This window comes from Lactobacillus sp. X-49, assembly GCF_057063645.1.
Genome location: NZ_JBXSQM010000007.1, coordinates 42,302 through 54,850, shown reverse-complemented (window position 1 = coordinate 54,850; position 12,549 = coordinate 42,302). Strand labels below are relative to the sequence as shown.

At 35.4% G+C, this 12,549-nt stretch carries 10 protein-coding genes; 9 read left to right on the top strand and 1 reads right to left on the bottom strand.

The window, feature by feature from the left end; all coding sequences use genetic code 11:
- Window positions 1-128 precede the first annotated feature (128 nt).
- From rnc to ACYIAQ_RS04840, 4 genes are read left to right on the top strand one after another with little or no spacing between them, the layout of a single operon-like run.
- Entirely contained in the window at window positions 129-815 is a 687-nt protein-coding gene (gene rnc, locus ACYIAQ_RS04855) for a ribonuclease III (protein ID WP_483562718.1), read from the top strand.
- A 12-nt stretch (window positions 816-827) separates the two neighbouring features.
- Entirely contained in the window at window positions 828-4,391 is a 3,564-nt protein-coding gene (smc, locus tag ACYIAQ_RS04850; RefSeq protein WP_483562717.1) for a chromosome segregation protein SMC, read from the top strand.
- Between the two features lie 2 nt (window positions 4,392-4,393).
- Window positions 4,394-5,653 carry a signal recognition particle-docking protein FtsY gene (gene ftsY / locus ACYIAQ_RS04845; protein ID WP_483562716.1) on the top strand — a complete coding sequence of 420 codons (1,260 nt, stop codon included), beginning with the start codon at window positions 4,394-4,396 and terminating at the stop codon, window positions 5,651-5,653.
- Window positions 5,654-5,674: 21 nt separating this feature from the next.
- Window positions 5,675-7,099, top strand: coding sequence for a C69 family dipeptidase (locus ACYIAQ_RS04840; protein ID WP_483562715.1), 1,425 nt, complete (start codon window positions 5,675-5,677; stop codon window positions 7,097-7,099).
- A 258-nt stretch (window positions 7,100-7,357) separates the two neighbouring features.
- On the opposite strand, the gene ACYIAQ_RS04835 is transcribed toward ACYIAQ_RS04840, so the two are convergent.
- Window positions 7,358-8,785, bottom strand: coding sequence for an APC family permease (locus ACYIAQ_RS04835; RefSeq protein WP_483562714.1), 1,428 nt, complete (start codon window positions 8,783-8,785; stop codon window positions 7,358-7,360).
- Window positions 8,786-9,110: 325 nt separating this feature from the next.
- Between ACYIAQ_RS04835 and ylxM the strand changes: the two genes are divergently transcribed.
- From ylxM to trmD, 5 genes are all read left to right on the top strand, one after another.
- Window positions 9,111-9,452, top strand: a complete 342-nt coding sequence (gene ylxM / locus ACYIAQ_RS04830) for a YlxM family DNA-binding protein (protein ID WP_483562713.1) — start codon at window positions 9,111-9,113, stop codon at window positions 9,450-9,452.
- Window positions 9,453-9,455: 3 nt separating this feature from the next.
- Window positions 9,456-10,883: a signal recognition particle protein gene (gene ffh / locus ACYIAQ_RS04825; protein WP_483562712.1), complete on the top strand. Its 1,428-nt coding sequence runs from the start codon at window positions 9,456-9,458 to the stop codon at window positions 10,881-10,883.
- Between the two features lie 87 nt (window positions 10,884-10,970).
- A complete protein-coding gene (gene rpsP / locus ACYIAQ_RS04820) occupies window positions 10,971-11,243 on the top strand; it encodes a 30S ribosomal protein S16 (RefSeq protein WP_122018409.1) in 273 nt (90 codons plus the stop codon).
- 66 nt (window positions 11,244-11,309) lie between these two features.
- Window positions 11,310-11,825, top strand: coding sequence for a ribosome maturation factor RimM (rimM, locus tag ACYIAQ_RS04815; RefSeq protein WP_483562711.1), 516 nt, complete (start codon window positions 11,310-11,312; stop codon window positions 11,823-11,825).
- Window positions 11,815-12,540, top strand: coding sequence for a tRNA (guanosine(37)-N1)-methyltransferase TrmD (gene trmD, locus ACYIAQ_RS04810; RefSeq protein ID WP_122023072.1), 726 nt, complete (start codon window positions 11,815-11,817; stop codon window positions 12,538-12,540). The genes rimM and trmD overlap by 11 nt, the downstream gene beginning before the upstream one ends.
- The last annotated feature ends 9 nt before the right edge of the window (window positions 12,541-12,549 follow it).

Below are 12,549 nucleotides of genomic sequence, written 5' to 3'. Positions count from 1 at the left end.
GTTTTAATAAATAAAATCATAAAATAATTTTTAGAAAAACTATTGCAGTTTATTTTGCAATAGTTTTCTTTTTTCAGTTTTGTTCATAAAAACTGGTATAATTTTAGGGAAAGAAAGGAACTGATAAAATGGTTAGTTCAAAATTTATTAATCAATTAGAAACAAAATATCACATTAAATTCAATAATTCAAAATTACTTGAAGAGGCATTCACTCACTCCTCATATGCTAATGAGCATCCTGAAAGTGGAATTAGGAACTATGAAAAGTTGGAATTTTTGGGAGATGCAGTGCTTGAATTGGCAATTTCCAATTATTTATATTGCAACTTTACCGAATTAAATGAAGGTGAATTGACGCGAATGCGCTCCAATATTGTTGATACGGAAGGTTTTGCTGAGTTTTCACAAAAATTTGGTTTTCCAGCAGAAATAAATCTGGGTCATGGTGAAGAAAAAGCGGGTGCGCGTTCACGCAAAACACTGTTAGAAGATGTTTTTGAAGCTTTTAATGGTGCGCTTTTTCTTGATCAAGGCATGGATGCAGTAGAACACTTTTTAAGCTTAACTGTTTATCCGATCATTGATGCTGGTAAATTTGATGCGTCCAGAGATTATAAAACTGACTTACAAGAGCTATTACAAAAAGACGGTCCTGTAAAGATTGAATATATGGTTTTAAAAGAGGAACAAACGCCGTTAAGGTTTACAGTTCAACTAGTTGTCGACGGTAAGGTTTTGTCACAAGGTAAGGGGCACAATAAAAAAGCTGCTGAACAAGAAGCGGCCAAAGTAGCTTTGACAAAACTTAATTAGGAGGATAAGTTTGTGCCATTAACTGAACTAATTATTGATGGTTTTAAATCATTTGCAGATAAAACAAAAATTGAATTTAATAACGGAATTACTGGTATTGTTGGACCCAATGGTAGTGGTAAAAGTAATATTACTGAAGCTATTCGCTGGGTAATGGGAGAAGCCAGTGCGAAATCGTTACGTGGGTCTAACATGAAAGACGTAATTTTTGCTGGTAGTGAATTTAGGCAACCAACAAATCATGCCGAAGTGTCAATGATCTTTGATAACCATAATCATGAATTGAATTTAGATGCAGAAATGGTTACTATTACGCGACGTATATTACGCTCAGGTGAAAACGAATATCTTATTAATAAGCAAAGTGTTCGTCAGCGCGATGTTAAATCATTATTTCTTGATTCGGGAATTTCACAAAATAGCTTGTCTATTATCTCGCAAGGACGTGTTGATCAAATTTTGAATTCTCGTCCTGAAGAGCGTCGTAGTCTGTTTGAAGAAGCTGCAGGAGTTCTTTCGTTTAAAAAGCAAAAGGAAGAGGCAAATGCCCAACTTGAACAGACTACTGATAATTTGGTTCGTATTAATGATTTGGTTAAAGAGTTGCAGCAGCGTCTTGAACCACTGCATGAACAAAGCTCATTGGCTAAAGAGTATCAATTTCAGAAAAATGGGCTTGATCAGGATTTAAAAACTTTGCTAGCATTTGAAATTGAAACAATTGATGGGCAAAAAAAAGCAGTCCAAGAAAAGGCAGAGCAAAATCAAGTTCTTTTGTCAAAGCTTGATCGCGAAGTGAAGGAATCACAAAATGCCGTTGCTTCTAAAAGAGCAGAATATAAAAAAATCAGTACGCAACGCGAACAAATTCAGCAGGATTTACTAGCTTTGACAAAGAAACTTTCAGAAATTAATACTGATTTACAGGTAGCTGAGCAAAGTAAACAATACAATGAAGCGACTAAAAACGAATATCAAACAGAATTAACAGACTTAAATGGTCAGGTAAAAGAATTAGAACATGAATGTGCTGAACTCACTTTTAAAGAGCAAAAGTTAAAGGCAGAGAAGCAGCAGTTAAAAGGTCAGAGAGAAAAGTTGACTGTGCAACTTGATGCAAATCCTGACCAATTAAATCAAAATTTGGATGATTTGCGAGCAGAATATATCCAATTATTACAGGACCAAACATCTAATAATAATGAGATCGTCTATTTAAAGTCAGAATTAAAAAGAAATGTCGATGATCATTCTAATCAAAATAATGACGTAACAATGCAGTTAGACCATGGCTCAGTAGAATTGAAACGATTGGGTGAACAAGGCAAGATTTTAAGGCAAAAATCCCAAAATGAACAAGTTACGCTAACGAAATTAATTAATCAAAAAAATGATAATCAAAGTAAGTTATCTAATGTTCAGCAAATATTAGCAGACAACAGCCAGCGCTACCGGGAAATAAAGGCACGTTTTGAAGCACTTGAAAATATTCGTAAACGGCATGAAGGATATTATTATGGTGTAAAAACTGTTTTAAATAACTTAGATAATTATCCAGGAGTGATTGGAGTTGTAAGTGAACTTATTTCATTTCCAATCGAATTGGAAGCTGCAATGACAACAGCACTTGGTGGTGGTGTTCAAGATTTAGTTACTAGTTCTAAATTAAGTGCACGCGATGCAATAAATCGGTTAAAGAGTAACCATGCTGGTCGGGCAACTTTTTTGCCACTTGATGGGTTGAATGAATATACAATCCCAACTTCGACCAAAAAGATCCTTGATTCTTATACAGGTTACCAGGGAGTAGCTAGTGAATTAGTTAAAACCACTGTTGTACAAGATATTAGGCCTGCAATTAATTATTTGCTTGGCAGTACAATTATCGTTGATACCATTGATAACGCATTAAAAATGCATCAACGAATTGCTCGCTATCGAATTGTAACACTTGACGGAGATGTGGTTTCTCCTGGTGGCTCAATGACAGGTGGCGCACGTAATCAAAAAAATAATTCTCCTTTGCAGACTGTTGCTGAGCTCAATCAATTAAAAGCAACGCTTAGTAAACTGGAAAGACAGTTAAAAAAAGATCAAGTTAGCTATAAAGAGTTGGCTTCTGTTGACCAAAAGCTAAACCGAGAAATTACTGAAGTTCAAGAAAAATACCAAAATTATAAACAAGAATTAGCTGAAGTTGAGTTATCGTATCGAAACCAGGAAAAAGAGGTTAAAAGATTAGAGAAAGCAAATAAGTTGTTTAAAATAATTCAAAAACAGCATCAACAACAATTAAAAGAGCTTCAAGAAAAAATCCACATTACGAAAAAGAAAAAAGAAACTTTTGTTGAACAAATTGAACAAGAAAAAATAAAAATTGATTCTCTACAAGAAAAAATCAAAAACTTTACGTCTCTTAATCAACATATACAAGATCAATTAGCAGACCTTGATCCCAAGATTGCTGTTTACACAAATAAGCTAGAAAATATTGCTAAGCAGCAAGTTGAAAAGCAGCAGCACTTAACGCAACTACAAACTCAAATTAAGAATTTGACTAATAAGTTAGAGGCTATTAGCCATAATCGTGATCTTGATCAGCAGAAAAAGCAAATCTTAGAAGCACAAACTAAAGAGGATACTATTAAACAAGTAGAACTGCAACAACAAGTGACCAAGCTCAGTGCCCAACTGGGACAATTTGATGCTAAAATTAGTCAGCTTGATCAAGTTGCAAGTCGTAATTATGATTTACGCAAAAATGCCGCAAATGAGCAAGAAAATTTTTCAGTTAAAATAGCACAATTAAATAGTAAAATAGATCAAAGACTTGAACAATTACGCAAGAATTACTCTTTAACTTATGAGGCCGCACTTGCGCAGTCTGATTTAGAAAATGATGAACAAACCAGGATGAAGCTACAAAAGAGTGTTAAACTGCATCAAATGTCGCTTGAAGATATTGGTCCGGTAAATCTGAAATCTATTGCAGAATACGAAGATGTAAAGAAAAGATTTGATTTTCTAAATAATCAACAAAATGATTTATTGAGCGGACGTGACAATTTACGAAAATCAATGGCTGAATTGGACCAAGAGGTTTGTGTCAGATTTAATAAAACTTTTAGTGAAGTTGCTAAAAACTTTATGGAACTATTTCCGATTGTTTTTGGTGGAGGAAAAGCCAAACTTGTTTTAACTGCTCCAGATGATTTACTTAATACGGGAATAGAAATTATTGCTCAACCCCCAGGTAAAAAACAACAAAGTCTTAGCCTTTTATCAGGTGGAGAACGAGCTTTAACGGCAATTACTTTGTTATTTGCAATGCTTAAGGTCAAACCTGTTCCATTTTGTGTGCTTGATGAAGTTGAGGCAGCTCTTGATGATGCTAATGTGACACGTTTTGCTCAATTTTTAGAAAAATATGATTTGCACACACAATTTATTGTGATTACACATCGAAGAGGTACAATGGAACAAGCAGATCAGCTTTATGGTGTTGTGATGCAAGAATCTGGGGTTTCACAAGTATTGTCAGTGTCGTTAAGAGAAATAAAAAATGAGGTAAATTAAAATTGGGTTTATTTGATAAAATAAAAAAGTCTTTATTCGGTAATAATGATGACGAAACAGCTATTAAAAAGACGGCAACAGATTCAAAAGAAAGCACCGAGGAAATTGACCAAGATGTAAAAACTGTATCAAGCGATGAAAAAAGTGGGAGAAATCCCCTTTTAAAACAAACTGAAACAGATAAAGAATCGTCTTCACTGCAAGATCACCAACCAAATGGTGACAATGACAATAGGACTTTTAGCAAGACGGCTGCAAATAATACATCTCAAGAAACAATTGTCGACGAAAAAAAATCAGATAAAAATAATTCTCAAGTTCAAGAAACAGCTAGTGCAGAGTTGTACGAAAAAGGATTAGAGAAAACTAATAAGGGTTTTGGTTCACGACTGAATCAATTTTTTGCTAAGTTTAGAACTGTTGATGAGGATTTTTTTGATGATTTAGAAGAATTACTGATTGAATCTGATGTTGGCTATGAAACAGCTGAAACTTTAACAGATGAACTTAGAGATGAAGCTAAGTTACAAAATGCCAAGTCACGTGATGATTTGAAAAAAGTAATTGTGGAAAAGTTGGTTGATTTATATGATCAAAATGGAGATGCAGCTAGCGAAAAATTGCGCTTTCATGCTGATGATCAGCCCACTATCTATCTCTTTGTTGGCGTAAATGGTGCGGGTAAGACAACCACAATTGGCAAATTAGCTAAACGATTTAAGGATCAAGGTAAATCGGTTATTTTAGCGGCAGCAGATACTTTTAGAGCCGGTGCTGTCGAGCAACTTGTAGAATGGGGTAAACGGGTCAATGTTCCGGTTGTTACAGGAAAAGAGCAGGCTGATCCCGCATCGGTGGTTTATGATGCAACAAGTAAAGCCCTAGCTGAACATGTTGATTATTTATTGGTTGATACAGCTGGCCGTTTACAGAATAAAAAAAATCTAATGAACGAATTGGAAAAGATTGAGCGTACAATAAAAAAGCTGGCACCAAATGAGCCAACCGAAACTTTACTAGTTTTGGATGGTTCGACTGGGCAAAACGCTTTATTGCAAGCAAAAGATTTTGATAAATCCACAAAGTTAACTGGTTTAGTTTTGACTAAACTGGATGGTTCTTCTAAAGGTGGTGTTGTCTTAGCAATACGTAATGAGATGAAATTACCAGTTAAACTAGTTGGATTAGGTGAAAAGGCTAGCGATTTGGCTGACTTTGATGCTGCAAATTATGCTGTTGGTCTTTTTCATGATTTAATATAATAAGAATAAAGGAGATTTTTTATGAAAGAATACAGTGCATGTACAACAATTTTAGTTGGAAAAAAAGCATCAGTTGATGGTTCAACAATGATTGCGCGAAATGATGATACTTTTAGACCAATTACTCCACAAAAGTTTATCATTGAGCCAGCAGTCAAAGGCGAAAAGGGCCGTAAAATTAAATCTTGGCTTAATAATTTCAGAATGGACTTACCGGAAAATGCTCAGGCGGTTCCAGCTGTTCCGAATGTTGATTACAAAAATCGAGGATATTACGATGAAAGCGGCATTAATCAAGAAAATGTAGCTATGTCATGTACCGAATCAACTTATGGTAATGAACGTGCCTTAGCTTATGACCCACTAGTAAAGGATGGTTTGGATGAAGACTGTATGCAAACGGTGGTTTTACCATATATTCATTCAGCTAGAAATGGTGTTGAGTATTTAGGTAAGCTGATTAAGAAGTATGGGTCACCAGCCGGTAATTCTGTTTTGTTTAGTGATAAAGATGAAATTTGGTATATGGAAATTGTTACCGGTCATCATTGGGTTGCACAACGAATTCCTGATGATGCATATGCAGTTGCAGCTAATCGGGTTTCAATTGAGCAAGTTGATTTTGATGATCCAGACAACTTTATGTGGAGCGATGGAATTCAGGACTTTGTTTCTAAAAACAATCTAAATGTTGATCATAAAGGATGGAATTTCCGTCATATTTTTGGTACTTATAGTCAACAGGATCGTTTTTATAACACTAACCGTGTTTGGTATGGTCAAAAATATTTCAATCCTGAAATTGAACAGGATCCAACTGACGGTGATCTGCCATTTATTCGGCGAGCAGCAAAGAAAATTACTCGTGAGGATATTGAATTTGTATTGGGCAGTCACTATCAAAATACACCGTATGATCCTTTTGGTAAAGGAACTGAACAAGAAAAGCATCGTTTTCGTCCTATTGGATTAAATCGAACACAAAATGCTCATATTCTTCAAATTAGAAGTGATGTTCCAGAAGATAAAGCAGCAGTTATGTGGCTGTGTATTGGTGGTCCTACTTTTACGCCATTTGTGCCGTTTTTTGCTAATATGAATGATACTGATCCATCATATAGCAATACTTCAATGGATTATAATATGAATGATGCATGGTGGTATTATAAGTCACTTGCGGTACTTGTAGAAAGCCACTACCCACAATTTGTACAGCTAGATACAGATTATTTGAAAGAATTAAATCAATATTATCGTAGTAGAGTTAGTGAAGTGATTGCTAAAGCTGGAAATAAAACCGGTGCTGAATTAACGGAATACTTAACCAAGGCTAACCAAGAAACGGTAGCATATACGCGCAAGCGTTCAGAGCAACTATGGGGACAAATGATGATTGAGTCCATCAAGATGTCCAAGTTGACATTTAATATGGATGCTAATTTATAATGGATAAATTGGAAAGCTAGTTAAAATACATATTTATAATTTATTAGGCACTAAGCATCTAGATGATTAGTGCTTTTTTATTTATCATTATACTTTCGCTAGTCGCATATAAATGACTTTAATTTGTTACTGCAAACGCAACAAGCAGAATCATTGGATTTTATAAAAGCGTTGCTTAAAGTTTTTTGGTACAAAAAAATGTCAAGCTAGTTATTAGCTTGACACTTTTACTATATAAAAATCGCTATAGTTAATTTGTTATTTTCTTTCGGTAATATTAGAATGATGAATTCCGTATAGAAAATAAATTAACATTCCCGCTATTGTCCAAAACAGCATATATTTTTTAGCCTGATTATCTAGTCCCCAAAAAACAGCGAAAGAACCTAGAAAAGCTAAACAAGGTAAGAGGGGATATAGTGGCATCTTAAAAGCTGGGTCAGCAATATCCTGACCTTCACGAGGTCTTAATTTATAAATCCCAATTGAAACGAACATGAACGCAATTAAGGTTCCTGCAGAAACAAGTTGAGTTAGAAATGAGAAGGGAATAAAAGCTGAAATAATAATAGCAACAATTGCAACTGCCCAAAGAGAATTTTCTGGGCGGTGGTCTTTATTTAGGTTACCTAGTTTTTGTGGTAGCATCCCGTCACGACCAAAGGAATAAACTAGACGGGAACTGGCCATACATAATCCAATTAAAGCAGTAAACATTCCTAAAACGGCAATTGATTGAACAATAATTGCAATTGATCCATGACCTGTTTGTCTTAAAGCATAACCAACTGGTTCAGCTGAATTTAGGTATTGCTGATATGGCACCATCCCAACTAAAACAAGACTCACAGCGACAAATAAGATAACTGCAATTAGCAATGAACCGATGATTCCGCGCGGCATTGTTTTTTGGGGATTGACAGCTTCGGCAGAATTAGATGCGATAGCATCAAATCCCAGAAACGAAATGTAAATCATTGATACACCAGCGTAAATTCCTTGCCAGCCGCCAAAAGCCCCATGACTGGTAACACGGTATTGGGGGATAAATGGTAAAAAATTAGCTTTTTTAACTGCTGTTAATCCAACAATTACGAACAATAAAATTGCCATTACTTTGATTATGACTAAAATATTTTCAACCTTTGATGCTTTGGAAACACCAAAACTAACCAGAAATGCTGCAATTAAAATTGCAATTAGAGCAACTAAATCAAAAATACCACCATTAATACCCAATGGATTTGCTAAAGTATTGGGTAATTTCCAACCAAGTGGTGCAATCAGTGCACGTAAATTAGCCGATAGTCCGGAACTGATAAAGGCCATACCGATTAAGTATTCTGCTAGTAGCGCCCATCCGGAAATCCAACCCCAAAATTCGCCAAAAATCACATTAATCCATGAGTAAACTGAGCCTGCAAACGGCATGGCAGCTGCCATCTCGGCATATGCGAAAGCAACTAAACCTGCTACAATTGATGCAACGATACATGAAATTGCAACGGCGGGACCGGTGTGAAGTGCGGCTACTTCTCCTGGTAATGTAAAAATGGATGTTGAGACAATCGTTCCAACTCCTAATGCTAAAAAATCCCGGACCTTTAAAGTTCGATTTAATTGACCATCTTTTTGCTGGTAAATAGTGGGATCTTCTTTCCGATTCATTATTTTCCATAAATTCAATATATATTCTCCTCGCGACTTTGAATTTTATACTTGTAGAAAGTAAAGCAACATATCCAGTAGGTACTGTGCAAGTTCTGACAGATTATCTAAAGTAAAAAACGGTACCAAAGTTATAATCCCCCAAGTACCGCCACTGATTTGCATTAGATTTATGATTGTTTTTACTAGCTTCATAATAAGTTTACTAAGTAAAATAACCAGTGGTAATGATACCGATATTTTAGCTGAAAAGCAAGCTTTATTATAAGTAGATTTACTAATTAATAATGTTCTAAATCGTCAAGTAGGCACTTTTTTGCTATACTAATTAAAGGTGAGCGTAATGGATGAACTCGAAAAAAATGAAATTATAGGCGATCTTTATGCATATTATGGCAAGCTTTTGACGAAAAACCAACAAAATTATTTTGAAGACTACTATTACAATGATCTTTCTTTAAGTGAAATTGCAGATAATCATCAAGTTTCACGTCAAGCAGTTTATGACAATTTACGTCGATGTCGCAAACTTTTACAAAATTATGAAGATAAATTGCACATGCAAAAAGATTATCGCGATATTGAGCAAGGCCTGCTTACTTTGATAGAATTAGTCAAGCAAGGTAATCGGGACCAAGCTTTAACAGTGATAAATGAACTAATACATAAAATGAGGGAAGAGTAATCGATGGCTTTTGAAAATTTAAGTGAGAGAATTCAAAAAGCACTTCGGAATTTAACTGGAAAAGGCAAAATTTCAGAAGAAGATATCAATAATGCCAGTCGTGAAATTAGGCTGGCATTATTAGAAGCGGATGTTAATTTTAAAGTCGTTAAAGACTTTATTAAAACGATTAAGCAAGAGGCTTTAGGTAAAGAAGTACAAGAAAGTCTAAATCCCGGTCAACAGGTTATCAAGATTGTTAATGATGAATTAACTAAGATAATGGGGTCAAGTGCTACTAAACTGATTAAATCAAAACATATTCCGACAATCATTATGATGGTTGGTTTGCAGGGTACAGGTAAAACTACTACTGTTGGTAAATTAGCAAAACGCCTAATAACTCAAGAAAAAGCACGACCGTTATTAATTGCCGGTGATATTTACCGTCCAGCTGCTATTGAACAGTTGCAACAAATTGGTAATAATCTCCAAGTTCCAGTTTATAGTGAAAAAGACCAAACTAATGTTGCTCAAATAGTTCAAAATGGATTAGAGCTGGCCAATCAAAATAAAAATGATTATGTTATCATCGATACTGCTGGTCGTTTAGAGATTGATGAACCACTAATGAAAGAACTGGAAGAAGTCAAGAAGGTTGCCCAACCTGACAACATTCTTTTAGTTGTTGATGCAATGACTGGGCAAGCTGCAACAGATGTTGCCAAAGGCTTTGATACTCGCCTTGATATCACTGGCGTTATTTTAACTAAGCTTGATGGTGATACACGTGGTGGTGCAGCTTTGTCAATTAGAGCGGTGACTGGTAAGCCAATTATTTTTACTGGGCAAGGGGAAAAATTAGAAGATTTAGAACCATTTTATCCGGATCGAATGGCCTCAAGAATTTTAGGCATGGGCGATGTATTAACCTTAATTGAAAAAGCTCAGCAAGATTATGATGCTCAGAAAGCTGAAGCAGTTGCCGAGAAGATGAAGGAAAATACGTTTGATTTTAACGATTTTGTCGATCAACTGGAACAGGTCGAAAAGATGGGCCCTCTTGATCAAATAATCAAAATGATTCCAGGAATGGCTAATAATCCGCAGCTTAAGAATATGAACTTTGATAAGAAGCAAATTGTTTATGTTAAAGCAATAATTTCATCAATGACTCAAGCCGAGAGAGAGGATCCTGATTTGCTTAATCCGAGTCGGCGTAGAAGAATTGCCTCAGGTTCTGGACGACCAATCGTGGAAGTTAATCGCATGATTAAGCAGTTTAAGCAGGCCCGTGATATGATGAGCAAAATTACCAAGGGCAATTTTAAAGGAATGGATAAACTTCCTGGAATGAATTCACCAATGGGTAGAATGGCAATGCGTCATATGGGCAAAAAATTCAAGAAAAATAAGAAAAAACGTATGAAGGTTAAACGCTATCGTTCATAACAAAATCTTCTGTTAAGCAAAAACACTTTACACCAAAAAACAAAAGTGCTATATTATATTTCGTAACTTTTAGGAGGATATTAACTTATGTCAGTAAAAATTCGTATGCGCCGTATGGGTGCCAAAAGAAAACCATTTTATAGAATCGTTGTTGCCGATTCAAGAATGCCACGTGATGGTCGTTTCATTGAAGAAGTTGGCTACTACAATCCAGTTTCTGAACCAAAAGAATTGAAACTTGATGAAGATAAGATTTTTGAATGGCTGAAGAAAGGTGCTCAACCTTCTGACACAGTCCGTTCACTTCTTTCTGGTGCTGGATTAATGAAGAAGTTGCATGATTCAAAATTCAACAAGTAATGATTTGTTAGTTAAAAGTTTGGAGCCAACTGCTTCAAGCTTTTTTCTTTTGAGTTAGGAGAAAAAATGCAATTTTACGATGTTGCCCATATTTTAACGACGCATGGATTAAAGGGAGAATTAAAAGTTGATGTGATTACTGACTTTCCGGAGCAGCGTTTTGCTAAAGGACAGCAATTATATTTAAAAAATCAACTTGAGCAAGTTTTAACTGTAGCAAGTAGTAGACCTTTCAAACAATTTTGGCTAGTTCAATTTACCGAAATAAGTTCACTTGAGGCTGCCGAAAAATTGAAAGGTAAAACTCTAGTGGTTAGTAAGGAAGATCAACATGATTTGCCACAAGGTGTTTACTACTATCGAGATATTATTGGTTGTCAGGTAGTTGATAATTTAACGGGTAGTAATTTAGGTATAGTTACTGGAATAGAGTCTCCTGGAGCTAATGATGTTTGGGAAATTACAGAAACTTCAGGTAATGAATATTTAATTCCATATATTGATGAAGTTGTTAAAAAAGTCGACATTAACTCTAAAAAAGTCTATGTTGAACTGTTGGAGGGTTTACGCGATGAAGATTAATGTGCTTACTCTTTTCCCAGATATGTTTACGCCGTTACAAACTTCAATGCTAGGTCGCGGTCTTGAGGATAATAAATGGCAATTAAACTTAGTCAATTTTCGTGATTTTACGTCTGATGTCCACCATCATGTTGATGATTCTCCTTATGGTGGTGGTGCCGGGATGGTTTTGCAGATTATGCCAATAAAAAAAGCACTTGCTTCTTTAAAAAACAAAGGGAAAGTGATCATCACGGCACCTCAAGGAAAAATTTTTAATCAAAAAGTTGCTCAAAATTGGTCGCATGAAGAAAATTTAACCTTTATTTGTGGACATTATGAAGGCTTTGATCAACGAGTTTATGATATGGCTGATGAAGTTGTTTCAATTGGTGATTACGTTTTAACTGGTGGTGAATTACCCACGATGAGTATGATAGACGCTACTGTGAGATTAATACCGGGCATTTTAGGAAATGCCGCGTCACCGGTTGATGAAAGCTTTGCTCAAGGATTATTAGAATACCCACAATATACTAGACCGGAAGAATTTGAAGGAATGAAAGTACCTGAAGTATTGGTGTCGGGTAATCACCAAAAAATTGCTGAATGGCGCCGAAAAGAAGCATTGCGGGTCACATACTTGAAAAGACCAGATTTATTGCAAAATTACGAATTTACTGACCGAGAAAAAAAGATGTTGGCGGAAATTAAACAAGAAGAAGACCGGACTTGATTTTAAACC

What these genes read in the sequence shown, in the direction of transcription:
- ACYIAQ_RS04840 (WP_483562715.1), top strand. Translation starts at nt 5,675, where the DNA reads ATGAAAGAATACAGTGCATGTACAACAATTTTAGTTGGAAAAAAAGCA.
- rnc (WP_483562718.1), top strand. Translation starts at nt 129, where the DNA reads ATGGTTAGTTCAAAATTTATTAATCAATTAGAAACAAAATATCACATT.
- ffh (WP_483562712.1), top strand. Translation starts at nt 9,456, where the DNA reads ATGGCTTTTGAAAATTTAAGTGAGAGAATTCAAAAAGCACTTCGGAAT.
- ylxM (WP_483562713.1), top strand. Translation starts at nt 9,111, where the DNA reads ATGGATGAACTCGAAAAAAATGAAATTATAGGCGATCTTTATGCATAT.
- rimM (WP_483562711.1), top strand. Translation starts at nt 11,310, where the DNA reads ATGCAATTTTACGATGTTGCCCATATTTTAACGACGCATGGATTAAAG.
- rpsP (WP_122018409.1), top strand. Translation starts at nt 10,971, where the DNA reads ATGTCAGTAAAAATTCGTATGCGCCGTATGGGTGCCAAAAGAAAACCA.
- trmD (WP_122023072.1), top strand. Translation starts at nt 11,815, where the DNA reads ATGAAGATTAATGTGCTTACTCTTTTCCCAGATATGTTTACGCCGTTA.